16 protein-coding genes are annotated in these 19058 nt (G+C 61.9%); 10 read left to right on the top strand and 6 right to left on the bottom strand.

Features of this window, described 5'->3' with window-relative positions; translation table 11 throughout:
- Positions 1–6: 6 nt before the first annotated feature.
- The 5 genes from ACH2ED_RS02875 to gcvT are packed head-to-tail and all read right to left on the bottom strand — an operon-like array spanning position 7 to position 4273.
- Positions 7–621, bottom strand: coding sequence for a Uma2 family endonuclease (locus ACH2ED_RS02875; RefSeq protein WP_395088705.1), 615 nt, complete (start codon positions 619–621; stop codon positions 7–9).
- 9 nt (positions 622–630) lie between these two features.
- The gene (locus tag ACH2ED_RS02870) at positions 631–1428 is read right to left on the bottom strand and encodes a DUF6882 domain-containing protein (protein ID WP_395088704.1); all 798 of its coding nucleotides are present in this window, start codon (positions 1426–1428) and stop codon (positions 631–633) included.
- Entirely contained in the window at positions 1416–2723 is a 1308-nt protein-coding gene (gcvPA, locus tag ACH2ED_RS02865) for an aminomethyl-transferring glycine dehydrogenase subunit GcvPA (RefSeq protein WP_395088703.1), read from the bottom strand. Before gcvPA ends, ACH2ED_RS02870 begins: the two co-directional genes overlap by 13 nt.
- A gap of 53 nt (positions 2724–2776) precedes the next feature.
- Positions 2777–3172: a glycine cleavage system protein GcvH gene (gcvH, locus tag ACH2ED_RS02860; protein ID WP_309685544.1), complete on the bottom strand. Its 396-nt coding sequence runs from the start codon at positions 3170–3172 to the stop codon at positions 2777–2779.
- A 21-nt stretch (positions 3173–3193) separates the two neighbouring features.
- On the bottom strand, positions 3194–4273 hold the full coding sequence (gene gcvT, locus ACH2ED_RS02855) for a glycine cleavage system aminomethyltransferase GcvT (protein ID WP_395088702.1): 1080 nt from the start codon (positions 4271–4273) through the stop codon (positions 3194–3196).
- 60 nt (positions 4274–4333) lie between these two features.
- Between gcvT and dnaX the strand changes: the two genes are divergently transcribed.
- The 9 genes from dnaX to ACH2ED_RS02810 all read left to right on the top strand — a co-directional run bounded on the left by dnaX (position 4334) and on the right by ACH2ED_RS02810 (position 15551).
- The gene (gene dnaX / locus ACH2ED_RS02850; protein WP_395088701.1) at positions 4334–6613 is read left to right on the top strand and encodes a DNA polymerase III subunit gamma/tau; all 2280 of its coding nucleotides are present in this window, start codon (positions 4334–4336) and stop codon (positions 6611–6613) included.
- Between the two features lie 9 nt (positions 6614–6622).
- Complete coding sequence (locus tag ACH2ED_RS02845) at positions 6623–7009, top strand: YbaB/EbfC family nucleoid-associated protein (protein ID WP_395088700.1); 387 nt, start codon at positions 6623–6625, stop codon at positions 7007–7009.
- Positions 7010–7029: 20 nt separating this feature from the next.
- Positions 7030–7629 carry a recombination mediator RecR gene (gene recR, locus ACH2ED_RS02840; protein WP_395088699.1) on the top strand — a complete coding sequence of 200 codons (600 nt, stop codon included), beginning with the start codon at positions 7030–7032 and terminating at the stop codon, positions 7627–7629.
- Positions 7630–7664: 35 nt separating this feature from the next.
- A complete protein-coding gene (locus ACH2ED_RS02835) occupies positions 7665–10934 on the top strand; it encodes a sugar-binding protein (RefSeq protein WP_395088698.1) in 3270 nt (1089 codons plus the stop codon).
- 17 nt (positions 10935–10951) lie between these two features.
- Positions 10952–12139 (top strand): geranylgeranyl reductase family protein, encoded by a 1188-nt coding sequence (locus ACH2ED_RS02830; protein ID WP_395088697.1) that lies wholly within the window; start codon positions 10952–10954, stop codon positions 12137–12139.
- Positions 12140–12230: 91 nt separating this feature from the next.
- Positions 12231–12722, top strand: a complete 492-nt coding sequence (locus ACH2ED_RS02825; protein ID WP_395088696.1) for an NUDIX domain-containing protein — start codon at positions 12231–12233, stop codon at positions 12720–12722.
- The gene (locus ACH2ED_RS02820; protein ID WP_395088695.1) at positions 12719–13585 is read left to right on the top strand and encodes a methyltransferase; all 867 of its coding nucleotides are present in this window, start codon (positions 12719–12721) and stop codon (positions 13583–13585) included. The genes ACH2ED_RS02825 and ACH2ED_RS02820 overlap by 4 nt, the downstream gene beginning before the upstream one ends.
- Positions 13586–13610: 25 nt before the next feature.
- A complete protein-coding gene (locus tag ACH2ED_RS02815) occupies positions 13611–14738 on the top strand; it encodes an aminotransferase class V-fold PLP-dependent enzyme (RefSeq protein ID WP_395088694.1) in 1128 nt (375 codons plus the stop codon).
- Positions 14739–14774: 36 nt separating this feature from the next.
- Positions 14775–15551: a sulfite exporter TauE/SafE family protein gene (locus tag ACH2ED_RS02810; protein ID WP_395088693.1), complete on the top strand. Its 777-nt coding sequence runs from the start codon at positions 14775–14777 to the stop codon at positions 15549–15551.
- 21 nt (positions 15552–15572) lie between these two features.
- On the opposite strand, the gene ACH2ED_RS02805 is transcribed toward ACH2ED_RS02810, so the two are convergent.
- Entirely contained in the window at positions 15573–16706 is a 1134-nt protein-coding gene (locus tag ACH2ED_RS02805; RefSeq protein WP_395088692.1) for a cysteine desulfurase family protein, read from the bottom strand.
- Positions 16707–16781: 75 nt separating this feature from the next.
- Between ACH2ED_RS02805 and ACH2ED_RS02800 the strand changes: the two genes are divergently transcribed.
- On the top strand, positions 16782–19058 hold a 2277-nt coding region (locus tag ACH2ED_RS02800; RefSeq protein ID WP_395088691.1), incomplete at its 3' end, for a hypothetical protein.

Raw genomic sequence — 19058 nt, 5'->3', positions numbered from 1 at the left:
TCGTTCCTAAAAAACACGCTCCAAAGGAAGGATGAAGCCCACAAGCTCAGGTTCACAGGAAACTTCCGTGGGATTTGTTAATATTTCTACGGGCTGGCCGGAGCGATAGACCTCAACGATGCGGCGCTTACGGTCAATAATCAGGCCCAAGCGTGTGCCGTTAGAAAGATATTCCGTCAGTTTTGTTTGGGTTTCCGTGAGGCTGTCGCTGGGGGAGAGAAGCTCCACGACAAAATCGGGACAGATGTGGGCAAACCCCCGTCGCTCGGTGGCCGTGAGCGCACTCCACCGCTCGGCGCTGATCCAGGCGGCATCCGGCGAGCGGGTTGCGCCACTAGGAAGTGTGAACCCGGCGCTCGGGCCGAAGGTCTTGCCGGGTTCCGGGAGGCCCCAGTTCCAGAGGGTCAAGAGTGTCGTGATTGCCGTGTTGCGGCTATCGCCTTCGGCTTCGGCGGGGGGCATAAAGAGTAGTTTTCCTTCGTCCGTCCGTTCCACACGCAGATCAGGATGGCGCTGGCAGAGGCGCACGAACTCTCTGTAGGAGATCCGGGGCATCTCAAAGACGATGGGAAGTGGCCCGTTCTCGGCGGAGTCATAGAGAACTGCGGTGGTGGTCTTCATGGTTTAATTTTATCGCCGCTTTCCAAAAATGCGCGCCAGAAGGCTGGGTTTACTTACTTGCTCGGGGGCTTCTTCTGTTTGCATTTGGGAGATCGCGGACACCTCCTGGGGCTGCGAGACTTCGGCACTCATGCTGAGAATCTGGCCGTGGTGCGCGAACTGAATCCGGAGCAGGCCCTCCGGAAAACGCCAGAAGAAGGTCTCGTCCGCCAGGTTCGAGCCTGTCGCCCCGGAGGCCTTTCCTAGATAGGCTTCCACCGCCTGCCGATGGTTCATCGAGAAACGTAGCTTGCCTTCCTGAATAACATGCTGGGAGATGTGGAGATCCCGCTCCACAAGCCCGGCATCGGGGAAGAGTGCCACGGCCAAAAATAATGTCTTCCCATTTTGACGTGCCTCAAAAACGAAGAAAGCCTTGAGATAGCCCGCGCTTGCGATGGCCCAGCTCTGCGCTTGGGTGGGTGTGCTGAGGGTTAGAGGCTCCTTTGAATCGAATACCTCCAGGCCCGCTCCTCGTGCTGTGACTCTAAGCCGCCCCAGGCCCGTGACGCACTTCCAGTCCTCCGGGATAGCCGGGTCGGCCCAGCCAAAGTTGAAATTGCCGGACTGCTGGTCGTAGGTACCGATGAGCTTCATGGGGGAGGAGAACAAGATCCGCCCGGTGCCCGGCTCACGAAAGAGAATTTCCCCTCCGGGCAAGTCAAGCTCCCACACCCACGAGTGCGCGGTGCGGTTTAAAAATGCCAGCGCCGTCTGCTCGTTTTCGAGCAGACGGAGCGCATAATCCTCAAGCTTTAGCGAAGGCATGCGACGAGCTGGTCTATCTCGGACTTGATGCGCTGCTCCGTGACACAGATCAGCATCTGGTTTCCGGGGAGCGGCAGGCCCCCTAGAATCCCGGCGGCGAGGAGCTTTTTATTGAGTTCCACCGGATCACTCGGGCACTGGATCAGAAACTCCTTGAAGAATGGGCCGCTATAGACGAGCGCGTAGCCCGGTAGGCGGGCAAGCTGCTCGGCGGCGTAGTGGGCTTTCTGGAGACACAGTGCCGCCACTTCCTGCATTCCCGTCTTGCCAAAGCTCGCCAGATACACCGTCGCCGCCAGGGCGAAGAGTGCCTGGTTGGTGCAGATATTGCTGGTGGCCGTGTCGCGTCGGATGTCCTGCTCGCGCGTGCGGAGCGTCATCACGTAGCCCTTGGCGCCATCGGTGTCTTTCGTGACGCCGACGATGCGCCCGGGAATGCGCCGGATGAACTCTTTTTTGCAACAGAAGATGCCAAGGAGCGGGCCACCAAAAGCGGGGTAGCAGCCCAGACTCTGGCCCTCCGCCACAAGAATGTCCACACCACACGCGCCGGGTGCCTCCAGAACGCCCAGCGAGATCGGATCCACGGAAGCGACGAGCAGTGCGCCGTGGGCATGGGCCGCATCGGCGTGGGCTTTTAAGTCCTCGATCACGCCAAAGAAGTTGGGCGACTGGACGACCACACAGGCGGCCTCACTGTCTGTCATCACGGGAAGCTGGCCGGTGGCAGCATCGTGAGCGAGTGTCGTAATGACGATTCCCAGCGGATCCAGGTAGGTCTCGATCACTTGACGGAGCGCGGGATGCAGCGACGAAGGCAGTACGACTTTTTTGCGTTTTGTCAGATCCGCTGCCATGATCACGGCCTCGGCGAGCGCCGTGGCACCATCGTACATGGACGCGTTACTGATGTCCATGCCGGTGAGCTGGCAGACCAGGCTCTGGAACTCGTAGATGCTCTGGAGCACGCCCTGCGAGACCTCGGGCTGGTAGGGAGTGTAGGCGGTGTAGAACTCCGTGCGCCCTGTCACGAACCCCACCGTGGGGGGGATAAAGTGATCGTAGATGCCCGCGCCTAAAAAGCACGGGTGGGAGTCCATCGTGACGGACTTACCCGAGAGCTCTAAGAGCCGTCGGCGCAGACTAATATCGTCGAGCGCATCGGGCAGCTCGGAGAAATCAGCGGCATCACGCACGGCCTGCGGCAGGTGTTCAAAGAGCGCACTAATCGAGGACGCGCCCACGGCAGCGAGCATTTTTGCGCGGTCCGCATCGGTATTGGGTATGTAGGACATGGTTTTTTGCCCCCCATCCCCCGCCTAGCGGGGGGTAGGGGGTGGGCCTTTCTTTACTCCCCGATCTCGCTCTTGTAGCCGCTGGCATCGAGCAGTTCGGCTAGTGCCTCAGGATCGGAGACACGCACCTGGATCATCCAGCCCGCTTCGTAGGGAGCCGTGTTGATCAGCGCCCCGTTGTTGGCTGGGTCATCGGTGAGCGTTTCATTGACACCCACGACTTCACCCGCGAGCGGTGAGTACAGCTCGGAGACGGCTTTAACGGATTCCACTGTGCCAAAGCTATCGTCGTAGGCCAGCACGCGACCCACTTCAGGCAGCTCCACATAGACAATATCGCCCAGCTCCTCTTGTGCGTGGTCGGTGATTCCCACCGTGGCGATATCGCCGTCAAGCTTGACCCACTCGTGGGACTTGGAATACTTCAGCTCACTCGGTACGTTAGACATACAACACTCCTCAAACGGATATTAGACATTTTTATAGAACGGCAGCGTCGCTACCGTGGCGGCGTGGCGTGCGCTGCGAATCTCGACCTCAAGGGCCGTGCCGATTTTAGCGTAGGTGCTCTCAATCCGGGCCATCGCTACCCCACGTCCTACGGTCGGCGAGAACGTACCGCTGGTGATGTGCCCGATGGCGGCGCCGCTGGGAGCGCAGACCGTGTAGCCTTCGCGGGGGATTGCCTTGCCCTCAAGCGTGATACCGACACATTTGCGTTTCGGGCCATCAGCCTTCACGGCTTGCAACGCTGCTTTGCCGATAAAGTTCGCGGCTTTGTCCAGCTTCACCACCCAGCCGAGGCGTGCCTCGTAGGGATTGACAGTCTCGTCCATCTCGTGGCCGTAGAGAGGGAGCGCTGCCTCAAGCCGCAGGGCATCGCGTGCGCCCAGGCCGCAGGCAACGGCACCCGCGCCAATCAAAGCGTCCCAGAGTGCGGCGGCTTGCTCGGCAGGGCAGATCAGCTCCGCACCGTCCTCGCCCGTGTAGCCCGTGCGGGCCGCGGTGACGGCAATCCCGGCAAACACGGTCTCACCGATACCAAAGCGCGGCAGTGCAGCGATGACGTCACCTAGTAAAGCAATGGCTTTAGGGCCTTGCACCGCGATCAGCGCGGTCTCATCGGAGACATCGGTGAGGGTGGCGGTGAAATCAACCAGCTTCTCGTGCATCCACGCCAGGTCTTTGTCACGGTTGCCCGCATTGAAGATAATCGTATAGCGTTCAGAGTGCACGCGGTAGATAATAATATCGTCCACAACGCCGCCGTTTTCGTAGCACATCAGGCTGTACTGCCCTTGGCCGTCGGTAAGCTTGCTGACAGAATTCACCGTGAGATATTCCAGGAAATCCGTCGCCTGTGGACCATCCAGATAAGCGCGCCCCATGTGGCTCACGTCAAAAAGGCCGACGGCTTCACGGACGGCTTTCACCTCCGCCATTACCCCCGTGTATTGAACAGGCATCTCCCAGCCTGCAAACGGGACCAGACGCGCTGCACTGCGCACGTGGGTTTCGTAGAGCGGCGTACGCCGCAAAGTTTCGCTCATGCCGTGAGAGATTATACCCTCTGTTTGCGCACTTGTGGAATGGTACAATAGACACGCTTCATGGCCTATCAATCGCTCTATCGCAAGTACCGCCCCCAGACCTTTGCCGACGTCGTCGGGCAGGAGCATGTGGTGCGCACCCTCCAAAACGCTATCACATCGGAGCGGATCGCCCACGGCTATCTCTTCACAGGAACGCGGGGAACCGCCAAGACGACCATGGCGCGGCTTCTGGCTAAGGCGCTCAACTGCCTCTCGGGGAACAATGGCCCGGTACCAGAGCCCTGCAACGCGTGTGATGCCTGTAAAGAGATCACGGCGGGGAGCTGCATTGATGTGATCGAACTCGATGCCGCCAGCCACCGAGGCGTCGCCGATATTGATGAGGTGCGCAAGCAAGTGGGCTACGGCCCGATGGAGTTTCGCTACAAAGTCTTTATCATTGATGAGGCACACCAGCTCTCCAGCGATGCCAAAGACGCGTTTCTGAAAACTCTGGAGGAGCCGCCGCCGGGCGTGGTTTTTATTCTCGCCACCACCGAGCCGCAGTCTATTCCCATCACCATTCGGAGCCGCTGCCAGCAGTTTGACTTTAAGCGTGGCTCGCTCCTGGATATTTCCAAGCGCCTGAAATTCGTGCTCGACACCGAGGGCGTGGCCTACTCTCCCGAGGCGATTAACTTAGTGGCGCGGGGAGCGGAGGGAAGCTACCGGGACTCGCTCTCCCTTTTAGAGCAAGTCCTCGCTTTCTCGCCCCAGCAGATCACGGCGGCTTCCGTAGAGAGCATCTTAGGCACGCTAGACACCGAGCAGCTTGCCCGCGTCACGGACTGTGTGGCCCGCCGCGATGCGCCCGGCGTCCTGGCGCTGGCGGGAGAGATTCTCGACTCCGGCAAAGAGGCACGAACCCTTCTCAAAGCTTTAGCGTCTCACTTTCGCGATCTCTTGCTTATCGCCGTTGGTGGCCCCGCCGCTGCCTCCGAGCTCGCTCCTGAGGATGTGGCGCGGCTCCAGGGTCAGGTGCGCCACTTCGCGCCTCAGCAGCTTCTCAAGGCGATTGACTTGCTCAATGAAGCCCAGGGTGAGACCCGGTGGAACAACCAGCACCGTCTGCTCACGGAGCTGACTTTTCTCAAGCTGATGACGATTGGCGAGGCACCCGACCAGCCCTTCACCACCGCACCGATTGTCTTTGCGAAGCAGGTTGCTCAGGTTGCTGTTCCCGTTGTCGTGCCCGCGCCAGAACCGGACGACGAGGGCCTTGACCCCGTCCTGGAAGCCGCGCTGGAGCGGAGCGAGGAAGCGCCGAGCCTGAGCGCAGGCTACTTTGCCAATGATGTCGCGCTCGATGATGAAGACGACTTTGAGCCGGAGCTTGAGGCCGAGCTGGAGCCTGAAGAAAGTGAAGCTGAAGCGCCCGTGGTGGTGGTTCCCGTTGCGCCTGTCGTGCCACTGGCGACGGTTTCGGTGAAGGGCGGCTTCTCGCTCTTTGATGACGATGATAGTGAAGTGGATGGCACGCCCGAGCCGCCTCAGGAAAACGATGGTCTGAGTCTTTTTGATGCAGTTGTGCCTAATCCGCTCGACAATGATTTCCCCCCGCTCCCCGACGACGAGTTTGCCGCGCCTCTCTCTTTTGACCCGCCGCCCGCCAAACCTGCCCCCGAAGTGGTGGCAAAAACCTCTCCTGAGCCAGAGCTGGAGCTGGCTGATCCCCGCATCAGTCTTGCTGCCGTACAGAGAGCATGGCCGCAGTTTCTTGCCCAGGCACAGAAAATTTCGATGAAGACCAGCGTCATGATGCAGGGGGCGGTTCCAGTGGCGGTGGAAGGCAAGACGGTTGTTCTGTCGTTCAGTGCGCGCATGAACTACGACATGATGAACGCTCCCAAGCAGCAGGAGTTTGTCCGAAAGCTCCTGGCACGCGTGCTGGCTCCCGACCTGGAGACGCTGCCTTTGCGCTTCGTGCTGGATGAGAACGCCCCGCCGCCGCCGCAACGTGCGATTGCGCGCCAGCTCGTGCGCCGGGACCCCATGGCCGAAGTCGAGGCGCTGAGCTTTGAGAGCGTCGCCAACGTGCCCGCCTCCGATGCGCCGCTCTGGGCACCGCCCGTGCCCGCGCCGCGTGTTGCCGAGACTTCTCGTAGCCCGCACTACGAAAATAAGAAGAGCTGGGGTGCGGAACCCGCACCACCGCCCGATCTGTCTGCGGAGCTACGCGCACTTGACCCTGAGCTAGCGGCGGCGGCGAAGCCCGGCTCACATAAAGCGCAGGCGCTCTCAGAGCTGCTGGTGCAAGAGATTCTCTCCACGTTTGGTGGGGAGATAGTTGAAGGATAATAAAACCCTATGGCAAATCTGTTTGGTAAGAATAAAGGCCAGGCGGGGGGCTTCCCCGGTCTTGGTGGCGGCGGGAATCAAGGCGGCATGGCCGCGATGATCCAGCAGGTTCAGAAGAAGATGTACGAAGATGCGGAGAAGATGGCCGAGCGCCTCGATGCCGCACGCATAGACGGCTCCGCGGGGGGGGGCTCCGTGAAGTCTACGGTGGACGGCAACGGCAAGCTGATGGGCATCACGATTGACCCGAGCGTCTTAGAGGACAGAGATGCCGAGATGCTTCAGGATCTGGTACTGACGGCAGTGAATGCGGCGCTGGATAAGGCGGCGGATCTGCGCGAGGCCGAGCAGCAAAAGCTCATGCCCGCCGGTATGAATATCCCTGGTCTGTTCTAAAAATGGCAGTTATTTAACTCATGGCACAGTACGCCAAGCCGCTCGCCCGGCTCATCGCCGAGTTCGAGCGCCTGCCCGGAATCGGTCCCAAATCGGCGCAGCGGCTGGCGTTCTATATCCTGCGCCTCTCCGACGACGAAGCACACACGCTCGCCCGTGCCATCACGGAAGTGAAGGCCGCCGTGAGCTTTTGTGAGAGCTGCTACAACTTCACCGACCAGAAGCTCTGTGATATCTGCCGCGACCCGCGCCGCGACGAGGCGATGATCTGTGTGGTCTCCGATCCGCGCGACTTGATGGCGCTGGAGCGCATGAGCGAGTTTCGCGGCAAGTACCACGTGCTCGGTGGGGTTCTCGCCCCGATGGAGGGCATCGGCCCCGATCAGCTTAAAGTGCGAGAACTGCTTGCGCGTCTGACAGGCGGCAGGGTAAAAGAGATTGTGGTCGCCACCAACCCCACGGTGGAGGGCGACGCCACGGCGATCTATCTGGCGAACTTGCTACGTCCGCTTGGCCCCAAGATCACTCGTATCGCGCACGGCGTCCCCGTCGGCGGCGATCTAGACTACGCCGACCAGGCCACGCTGATTCAAGCCTTCGAAGGACGGCGCGAGCTGTAACTTTCCGAGATCGGGTACCCTCTAAGCGGATGACTATGCTCAGAAACACACTTGCTGCCGCTGCGGCGCTTGCCTTACTTCTTCCGGGAGCGGTTCTTGCTCAGACCCCCGCACCCACTCCCCAAGCCGAGGCCCGCTTCACCTACGATGCTAACTATCTCTACGTGGCGTTCCAGGTAGACGATGCCCAGCTTCTCGGGGTGCACCAGGAGCCGATGGCGAAAAATATCGAGGACGACGACGGGGTGGGGCTCTATCTGAAGGTCGGCAACGAGCCCGTGCGTGCGATGCTGGTCTCGGTAGCGGGTGGGTTTACCTTCCTGGAGAATGGCACGCCCAAGCCCCTCTTTACCGTGAAATACGGCGTCACACGGCAGGGAACCCTGAATCGTGTGGATGACACGGACCGGGGCTACACCATTGAGCTGGCGATTCCCTGGGACGCACTCGGGGTGGACGGCAAGCTCGCCGCCAAGACCGCGATTACCTACGCGGCGACAGTGCGCAAGAAAGGCGTCGCTACCCCCGCGATCTTCCCCGTGGGCGCTGCGCTGGAGAATGCCGAGAGCTTTGGGCCGCTGACACTACAGGCCACGGCGGTGTCTCCCTTTATTGACGGTGAGCAGAAGATCGGTGAGTGGCCGGGAGCGAGTGTGCGCTTTGCGGTTCCCACACCCGCCGCGCAGGCGGTTATCGTGCCTACCGTTCCCCTCCCGGTGGATCCTGGCCAGCTCACCGCGACCTCGCTGCCTGCCAATGGCGTGCGGGAGCGGCGGCTCTTTGCACGGCTCTTGCTGTCTTACCAGGGAGATATCACCAAGCTCACGTTTCCGCCGCAGGGGATTATTGGCCCCACGGGGGCCTTTGCCCCAGTGGATCAGCCCGCCAATGGGTTCGGCCCCTGGTACTCGTCGGATCGTGTGGGCTGGGCACGCACGGAGCTGGGGCAGCTACGCCGAGCGGGTGTGGAGGTCGCGCTGACGCAGCTTGGGAGTCCGGATGTTGCCTCGGGGCCAATGGAGGAGAAGGCACTTACCGTGCTGGTGGCCGCGTGCCGTGAGATGCAACTGGAGCGCCAGTCGTTCCCGCTTCTGGGGCTCTGGCTGGATCGTTCACAGGCGACGGGGGATCTTTACGCGGCGATTCAGCGCTGGTTTGCCTTTGTCCCGCCGGAGCTGCGCGCAACCGTGCGCGTGGGCGGCGTGAGTGTCTACCCTGTCTTTCTCTCCGATACCACGGGGGTCACGCCCGAGATCGCGGAGGCGCTACGCCAGAAATTTGCTGCGGAGTTTGGCGGGCTCTCCGACGGGATCAGTATTGCCGTCGGCCTGCCCTTTGCTACTGTCTCACCGGGCGGACAGGAGCCCTTTTTGGCACGTCGTGGAGGGGAGACCTACGCCGCTTCCTGGGAAAAAGCCCATAAGAGCGGCGAACCTTGGATTGTGCTGGACTCCTGGAACGACTTCACCCGCGCCACGGAGCTGGCACCCTCGCGCCAGTACGGTGATTTTTACGTGGAGCTCACACGGCGGCTCTTTACCGTCCCCGATCCCAGCAAGCCTGCACAGCTTCAGTTCAGCCCGCTCGACCTGCCCCGGCGCATCGCGGCGGGAACCCTGACCGCTCTGCCGATCACCCTGACCAATATTGGGGGGAAAGTCATCACGCTGGAAGATAGCGTCCAGGTGACCTACCGATGGTTCCAGGAAGGCAAGCTGATCGCTGAGGGGCCTGTCCGCATTCCTCTGCGGGAGTCTATCCTGCCTGGCTTCTCAACCACGGTCTCCTTGGGAATCGCGACCCTGCAAACAGACAACAAGCCGCTTCCCACGGGGAGCTACGAGCTGCGGCTGGAGCTGCTTGTCCCCGGTGAGCGGAGCGGAATCAGTGTCCCGGTACGAGTCGAGGAGAAGCCCGCGGACGCCGTTCAGTTTGCGCACTCCACGCTCACACCGCTCCTGCGTACCGGGGGGAAGTTCCCCGCGACACTGCGGTTGCGCTGGCTAGGAAAAGAAGCGCTGCCGCCGGGGGAGACACAGCTTCTCTACCAGATCCTCAGTGGCGATGGGAAAGAAGTGGTTGGCTCGGGAGCGACCACGGTTCAGCAGGCGCTCAAGCCAGGAGTATGGACGGATCTGCGGAGCCTTGTCGAGCTGACGGGCAAAGACGGGTTGCCGCTAGAGCCCGCCTACCCGGAGCGCCGCCTGGAGTCGCCTGATCTGCGAAAGACGGGCTACCTGGTGCGCTGGGTACTTGCCCGTACTGTCGCCGTGGCGCCAATCCAGGGGGTCTACGAGCAACGACTTGCTCTCTACCCCGGCGACGACGATGCGAGGCTGGCTCTGTCGAGTGATGCAAAGCTTGCGGATTCAGTGGAAGCGGAGAAGAGTGTCCGTGTCAAAGTGACTCTCATCAACCGGGGCCTGAAGCGCTGGGAGAAGGGGCGCGTGGCGGTCACGGGGCGCTGGTTCCAGGCCGATGGAATGCGTGCAACCCAGGGGCGTGCGATTCTCAATGCGTTTCTGGAGCGTGAGGTGTCCGTCGGCGAGTCTATTGATGTCACGGCGGAGATCGCGGTGCCGGAGCGGCCCGGGCGCTATGTCTTGGCGCTGTTTGCCATGCGTCCCCCTGAGATCTTCTTCCCCATGCACCCGATCAGCCGGACAGGCGACATGCTCCAGATCCCGATCACGGTCACAGGGGGGCGGCAAGTGCCACTGGATCTAAGCCTGCTCTACGACACCGATGGTGTCACGGGCGAGGCACGCACTCGCGATGGCGATCTAGATGGCACGGGCCTGACGCTGCCCGCCGAGTGGTTTCCGTTTGACCGCTTTGGCCTCAACCAGGAGACCAGTCTTTTTCCCTCAGGGTACTTCTCGGATATCTCATCGGTCTCGGCACGGAGCATTGTCTTTCACTACGGCTCCAGTGCCGATGGGAAGAAAAATCTACTTTCGTGCAATGGTCAGGCTCTCCTGGTTCCCAAGGCGGCGTTCTTCGCCGCCCATATTGCCGCCACGGCGACAGGCGGCGCGGAGCGCAATCTCACTGTCATTCTGCGCTACAAAGATGGCACGACTGAAAGCCGAACCCGTGTACTGCGCGATATCGCCGCGCCAGCGGCCAGCGATGATGCGGTCGCGTTCACGACACCACGCCAGCACCGCCCAGAAGGGGACATCGCAGGAACGCTCACGGTTCGCCATATCGTCTTCCCGATTGCCGTCACCAAGGAGCTGGTCTCGATTACCTTGCCCACGGACTCTAAGGTGAAGGTCTTCGCAGTAACATTGGAGAAATAGCGGCGGATAATGCGATTATGAGTTTTGATGTGATTGTTGTGGGCGCGGGACCCGGCGGGGCAACCTGTGCCTGGAAGTGTGCCGAGCTTGGCCTGAAGGTCTTGCTACTGGATCGTGCACCGAGTCTGCCGCGCTACAAGCCCTGCGGTGGGGGAATTCCCTCGTCGCTGGTGCGCTACATCGAGGGGCTGGAACCCGAAAAATTCACCGATCTCACGGTGACCAAGCTTCGCCATACCTGGCGTGGTAAGTCGCCGGTTCTCGCGGAGATGACGTGTAGTGATGGCAAGCCCGCCGAAGTATGGATGGTGCAACGCCCCCGCTTTGACATGTATCTGGTGGAGAAAGCAAAATCCGCCGGTGCGGAACTAAAGTTAGGCGTGAAAGTCAGTGAGGTCACGGTAGCTAGTGACGGCGTCACCGTCACGGCGGGCGAGGACACTTTCACGGCGCGGTATGTGGTCGGTGCCGACGGTGCCAAGGGGATTGTTGGCGCACGCGCCGGACTGCGCCTCGGAAAGCGCTGGGGGATCGCCCGCGAAGTGGAGATTCCGTATGAGTACGCCCCCCCCGCCCCCGATAACGGGGGAGCGATTTTGCGGGATGCTTGCTATTTGGACTATGGCTCGGTGAAGAATGGCTACGCCTGGATCTTTCCCAAGGCGGGCTACCTCTCGGTAGGGGCGGGAATGCTCGTCCCACGCCAGCCAAAAGCCGAACAGAACGTCGGCAAGATCCTGATGGACGCCATCCATACAATGCTCGGCTCCGTGGGCATGACCTACCCGACGGGCATGGACGCGCCTAAGCTCTGGGCACACCCGATCCCGTTCTGGACAGGGATTGAGCCGCTCTCCACCAAAGACGGGCGTGTGCTGCTGGTGGGGGACGCAGCAGGTGTGGTGCAGCCGCTCTTTGGCGAGGGGATTCAGTACGCGGTTCGTACCGGTGCAATCGCCGCGCAGCACCTCGGGGCAGATACCACCACGCACTACACCGAAGCGGTTAAAATGGAGCTGGCCGGGGAGTTCGACGCGGCGCTTCGGGTCGGGAAAGTCTTCCACCGAACGCCGTATCTCTCGTACCGCCTTGGGGTGAAAAACCCGGCGGGCACGAAGCTGGTCGGGCGGATCATGTCCGGCGAGGTCTCGCTGGAGCACCTGGAGCAGCGCATCTACGACAAGCTCAAGAATCCGTTTAAATGAGATTTTGCCCCCCATCCCCCGCCCCGCGGGGGGGATATGCGGAATCTCTTTCCTCATTGTCCCCCCGCTGGGCGGGGGTAGGGGGTAGTTTATGCCGTACACTCCAATTTTAGCCACCCTGGGCTACGTGCTTTCACCGGATCGCAGCGCGGTCTTGCTGATCCACCGCAACGCCCGTCCCGACGATCCCGCGCTGGGGAAGTACAACGGCCTCGGGGGAAAGCTCGAACCGACGGAAGACGTCGCCGCCGGGATGAAGCGCGAGCTGTACGAAGAGGCGGGGATTTCCGTGACGGATATGTGTCTTCGAGGGACGCTCTCCTGGCCCGGTTTTGGCAAGAGTGGCGAGGACTGGTTCGGGTTTCTCTTTGTGATTACGGCGTTTACCGGCAGTGTGAGCACAGGCAACGAGGAAGGCACACTGAGCTGGCAGCCGCTGGCAAAGCTGCTCGGCGGCGAGTTGCCGCTCTGGCTGGGTGACAAGCACTTTCTTCCGTTGGTCTTTGACGACGACCCACGGCCTTTTCATGGGGTCATGCCCTACGAGAGCGGCAAACCCGTCGCCTGGAGTTTTACACGATGAGTGCGCCTATTATTTGCCGCTGGCAGGCACTGCCCTGGCTCGTCGCCCAGGAGGCGGAGGGGGAGTCGCTGGAGACAACACTCGACCTGAACCTGACAACCTGCACGGTGGCGCTCACCGCTGAGGGGGTACAACTCCCCGACGGGCCGCTGGTGCTCTGGGATGCCGTCCGGGAAGTGGCGGATCACGACACGGGCTGCTTTAGTGTCACCCCCGACGGAACTCTCGAACGTGCCTACATCTTCTCACCCACCACGCGGCGCGCCGTCTCGCTCTGGGGCCAACCTGAGGGTGCTCCGACCGTGCTGGTGGCGGGCTTTCCCATGCACCGCACCAAGCGCACGGATCCGTGGCAGGACACTCAGAATAAGATCGCGGCGTGCCAGCCGGTGAGCGGGCGCGTGCTCGATACCTGCATGGGCCTGGGCTACACGGCGATCTGCGCCGCAAAGACGGCGGCCCATGTCACGGTGATCGAACTGGATGCGGGTGTTGAAGCGATGGTGGCGAAGAACCCGTGGTCGGAGCCGCTGTTTTCGAAGGCGAATATCTCGCGGAAAAACGGGGACGCGTTCGCTCTCATCAAAGAGATGCCCGATGCCGCCTTCGATCTGATAATCCACGACCCACCGACTATGCAACTCGCGGGGGATCTCTACTCGGGAGCGTTTTATCGGGAGGCGTTTCGGGTGCTGTCCCGGCGTGGACGGCTTTTCCACTACATCGGGGATCCCAACAGCCGCCACGGTGCGACGGTAACACGCGGCGTGGTCAAGCGGCTGCACGAATCCGGCTTTGTGGCGGTCACCACTGCCGCCGATGCCTACGGAGTCGTGGCCTGGAAAGAGAAACCGCGCCGGTGAGTGCAGAAGATAGCGAGGACGACCAATGACACTGGCTGAGTTTCGGGCACAGTTCCCGAGTGTGGAAAACGGAGTCCACCTCAACCACGCCGGGATGGGGCCGATCCCAACCGGCGCTGCCACGGCTGTCGGGCAGGCACTCACAGAGCTAGCCCACGGCGACGGAATGATGGCCTTTCGGGCGCACCTGAAGCGCCAGCAGCGGGTGCGCGAGGCACTGGCTCGGCTGATGAACGTCGCTACGGAGGGAGTTGCACTGGTGCGCAACACGAGCCATGGCCTCACGATTGCCGCCCAGGCGATTCCGTTTCGTCCCGGAGAAAATGTGGTGGTGGGGGCGTGTGAGTACCCGTCGGTGGTCTACCCCTGGCAGGCGCAAGCGAGCCGGGGAGTCGAGACACGCATTGTCGCCTGCGCCACCACCAACGACCTGCTCTCCGAGGACGCGCTGATCGCGGCCTGCGACGAGAATACCCGCGCTCTGGCGGTGAGCTGGGTGCAGTGGGGAACCGGGCAGCGCATGGATCTGGAGAAGCTCGGGGCATTTTGCAAGGCGCGGGGAATCTGGTTCGTGGTGGACGTGATCCAGGGGCTGGGTGCGCTGGAGTGTGATCTCACGGCCTGCGGGGCGGATATCGCTGCGGGAGGCTGTCACAAGTGGCTGCTGGCACCGGCGGGGATCGGGCCACTCTACATCAAGCCGGAGCGCCTGGGGGAGCTGCTCCCCACCAATGTCGGCTGGAACTGGGTGAATAACCCTTTTAACTGGGATCGGCTGCGCTTCGAGGATATGCGGCTCCGTGCGGATCGTTTTGAGGAGGGTAGCCCTGCGATTCTGGCAACTGCGGCCCTGGATGTGTCGCTTGCGCTGCTGGAGTCCGTGGGGATGGGCGAGATTGAGCGGGCTGTGCTGGCGAGTGCCACACGGCTACGACAGCTTTTGCGCGGACGAGGGATGGAGGTCTGCCCCACCGACGGCCACAGTGGGATTGTCGCGTTTCGGCATCCCCGGTACACCAACGACGACGTGCTGGCGCATCTGGACGCCCACGGTGTCTGGGGCGCCGTTCGCTGTGGCTGGGTGCGCTTCTCGCCGCATGCGTACCACCAAGCCGACGAGCTGGAGAGTGCTGTCGCCCTGCTCCGCGTATAATGCTACTGAGTAACCGTATAATGCTACTGAGTAACTATGCTGCCGATAGAAAATGAGCTGGCACTTGCCGCTTTCGCCGTGCTCACGGGCCTGGCACTGGGAACCCTTGGGGCGGGGGGGGCGATTCTGGCGCTCCCCGCCTTTAAGTACGCGGCGCACTTGCCCCAGCGCGAAGCTAGCGCGACGAGCTTGCTGGTGGTGGGAAGCGCGGCACTGATCGGGGGGCTCATGACTCTGCGGCGCTGTCAGCGCGACCCCGATGAGGCGCGTCCGGACTTCAAAGTGGCGCTGCCTTTTCTGGTAAGTGGCTTGCTGGGGTCTTGGGGGGGAGCAATGCTCTCTAAGTTTGTGCCGGAGCTTGCTTTGAAGCTACTTTTTGGAGCTGTGGTGCTGGCCGCCGCGGAAGCGATGTACTTGCGGGCGATGGCTCCGCCCCACACGAAAGAGCCTCGCACTATCCCGTTCTGGATCACGCCAATTGTCGGGTTATTGATGGGGATGCTCACGGGCCTAGTCGGGGTGGGGGGAGGGTTCTTAATTGTCCCTACCCTGACCACGGCAACAACACTCACCCTGAAACGTGCTGCTGCGACATCCGTCTGGATCATCACGGGAAATGCCGCCGCGGCCTTGGTGGGCTATATCGGGCATGTCCATATCGGCTGGGGGCTTGCCGGAGCGTTCCTCGCGATTGCCATTGTTGGGATGTCTCTAGGGCAGAGGCTGGCACGACACGCTAACCCCAAGACACTCCAGCTCGCCTTCGCCGCATTTCTGGTGGTGATTGGGATCGTGACGTTTCTCAAGCCGTAGCGAGTCTCAAGCCGTAGCGGGCTAGACCTGCGAGGCCACGAGCCGCTCGATAATCCCTACGGCTCTCTCTAGCTCCTCGGCGCTTGTGTGTCGGCCCAGGGAGAAGCGCACCGCCCCTAACGCTCGCTCACGTGGGACGCCCATGGCGGTCAGGACATGCGAGGGATCAATGCTGCCCGAGGAGCACGCGGAACCCGACGAGGCGCAGATGCCCCAGAGATCGAGTGCCAGGAGCATGGTCTCCCCATCGGGCTTGATAAACGACAGGTTGGTATTGCTTGCAAGCCGCTGTGTCGAGTGGCCGTTGAGCGAGGCGAGCGGAAAGCGGGCGATAAAGCTGTCGCGGAGGGGAGCGAGCCGCGCCGCCACTTCGTCGCGCCACTCGGGCAGGAGGGCGACTGCCTTGCCGAAACCCACAATTCCCGGGACATTCTCGGTTCCGGGACGCTTCTGGCGCTCCTGGCTCCCGCCATGGAAGAGCGGAGCACACTTCACGCCACTCTTAATGTAGAGCGCCCCGACGCCTTTGGGGCCGTAGATCTTATGCGACGAGACACTCATCAAGTCTACCCCGAGCGCCGTTACATCAAGAGGCAGTGCACCGAGGGTCTGCACCGCATCCGTGTGAAAGAGCGCCCCGTGCGCATGGGCGAGCGCGGCAATCTCCACAATCGGATTGATCGTCCCCACTTCATTGTTGGCGTGCATCACCGAGACCAGCGCCGTCTTGGCGGTAAGAGCCTCGGCGATTGCCTCGGGATGCGTCATCCCGTACTCATCTACGGGCACCAGGGTGACTTCAAAGCCTAGCTCTCGTGCAAAAAGTGCGGTGTCGAGAACCGCGTGGTGCTCCGCGGGGGTAGTGATCAGATGGTTCCGGCCCTGCTCCTTGGCGGCCATGAGCACGCCCAAAAGCGCCAGATTGTTGGCCTCCGTCCCACCCGACGTAAAGCAAATTTCACCGGACTGTGCACCAATCGCGGCGGCAAGCGCATCGCGGGCCACGTCTAAAGCCCGGCGCACGGTCTGGCCCACACGGTGAACCGAAGAGGGATTGCCAAAGCTCTCCCCAAGGAAGGGGAGCATCGCATCACGCACCAGGGGATCGGTGGGGGTCGTGGCGGCATAGTCGAGATACAGCGCTGTCTGGCTCACGGCGCAGATTATACCATGTATGAAACTATTGGGTCTGTCTTAGTTGGAGGTTCCGTAGGCGTGTTAAACTACAGTATGTTGCCCACTTTCGCTCTGGTTCAGGAATCGCCAGACTGGCCGACCCTTGCGACACTGTTTCCCCAGGTGCGCTGGACCCCAGAGCGCCATGGGGTTTTGTTGGCCGTCGCCCCGGAAAAGCACCTGATCTCCCTCGATTCCTGGCAGGCGAATAGCGATGACCAAGGCAACTTGCGTGCACCACGGGAGGGCTGGCGTCCTGAGAGCCTGGCAACCTACACAGAGGGTCGGCTGCGGCGCTTTGGCAGTGTCACGGTACTGGCACCGCAGACCATGAATACCTGGAAGCCCCTCCTTCCCCCAAAAGACACTACGGGTGCAGTTATTCCCGGCATGAGTGCGCTTCTGGCAAGCGAGGCCCCGGTGCTGGCACTGCTGGCAACCTGCGATCCGGAGCAGTGGCGTCGGGCCACCAGCAAGCAAGGGCTCCGCCGCTCCGACCTGCGCCGTCCCCAGTACGCCTTGTTTGAGGCGCTCGTGCCCAAGCCGCTGGCCTACTCGGTACAGGAACCTGGCAATCCACTGCCCGGAAAAGAGATGCCTCTCACTGCGGAGCAGCAGCAAGGGGTTGGCATTCGGGTGAAGCTCCTTGGCAACGTGCGTGGGAAGCTACTGGAGGGAGGCCGTAGCTTTCCCATTGTCTTTCACCGACGAGCAGATAGCTCGACGGACGTAGCGCCCACGATCCATGCGCAGGAAGCGAGTGATAGCAATCAGAGCCTGGAGGAGTTCTTTCGGGAAAACAATAGTCATAGTGTCACTGCTGAGGTTCCTAACCGACTGAAGAGCCTCCCGCCCGAGCTGAGCCGACTGACAGCGCCGGTCTCGCTGGAGGGGAGTGCGCTGACGGTTGCAACCCTGGTGGCGCGGATCGCACAGGCGACAGGCAAACCATTGCGTGTGGACAAGCGTCTGGGAGAGCACGCCGTTTTTGTGCGAGGCAGGCGGGCGGCGGCGGGCGAACTACTGCAATCTCTCTGCTTCGGGGCGACAGCCAGCGTCCGCGATCTCGCCGGGAACTATATTCTCGCGCCTGACTCCGTGCCACTACAGGCGGGTCGTGCGCACCTGGAAGACGCCCATCTCCTGCGGCGGCTCCAGGACTCCAGCAGTGAGGCGGAGCTCAACCGACGCATTGCCGCCCTTCAGCCCACCGAGCTACTGGAGTTTGACGACAACGACCCGGCGGCACTTCCCCCCGCGCTACGCCAGAAGGCCGTTCAGGCCCAGCAGCGCAACCTGAGTGAGCAGGGCGTCGAAGTCTCCCTGAGCGAGCTCCCGCTTGTGCTCCAGGGGGTCGTTGTCAAGGCGATTGATGAGCTTGCACGGCTTAGCGAGACACCCGAGTACCAGAAAGAAAAACTCGACCTGCGAATGGACAACCAGCGGGTTATGGTCTCCTGTAGCCCTTGGTGGAGCCTGGTGATTCCTGGTGTCGGGGAGGCCAACGAGAATCCCTTGACTCCGCTCCATAACTGGACACCCGAGCCGACACTAGAACCCCTTGCTCTTGCCGGACATGCCCTTTTCGTGCGTCTAAGCCGCACCGAGGATGTCGAGCCTGTCGTCCAGGCGGCTCGGGCAACAGGGGCAACGGCGCTCTGGGTGGAGGGGAGCCCGGCCATTCTTGAGGCAGCGGCGCGACCACGACTCCTTCCTATCTTCGGAGTGGTCTCTGTGCTCCGTGGGAGCGAGGGAAAGACGGACCGCAACGCACGCGGCGAGACCTCGGTGCAGTATGCCCTGCGCCGTGGCGTGAAAGAGCCGGGACTGCCTTGGCTGGATCTGGGGGATGTGGGCAATGTCCAAGGAGCGCGGCAGCGAGTGACAGAGGCAGCACAGGTGCCCGGCTTGGCGGGACTCGTCCTGCGGGATGTCCTACCGCCTGGCTATGGGCAGGCGAGCGACCCTGAGCGGGGTCGCTATGTCTACGGAGCGCTAGGCGAGCTCGGCTACAGCCTTGCCAATCGCCAGGCATTTCTGCGTGAGCAGGGCTGTGATCCATCGGATATTCACCTGGAGCCGCTCAGTTTGATGGGCGAGGAGCTCACGCCGCTGGTCCCTTACAGTGAGGAGCTCGCCGAGACATGGCGGCAGTGGCGTGTGAAGCGCGGGGCGGCCTTCGCGCAGGGTATTCGTCAGGTGGTGAGTGTGGCGGCTCCTACACTCCCAGTGTTTTTGGAGCGGGCACACCTGTGGCAAGAGCAGGGCTGGCACTACCAGCTCACGCCCTGGTTTGTGGAGTGGCGAGCGGGCAAGCACCTGCCTGACGCG

This window comes from Armatimonas sp. (assembly GCF_043757465.1).
In the GTDB taxonomy this organism is placed as follows: Bacteria; Armatimonadota; Armatimonadia; order Armatimonadales; family Armatimonadaceae; genus Armatimonas.
Note: the sequence above shows the minus strand (reverse complement) of the source record. Positions and strands in the feature narration are given on the sequence as shown.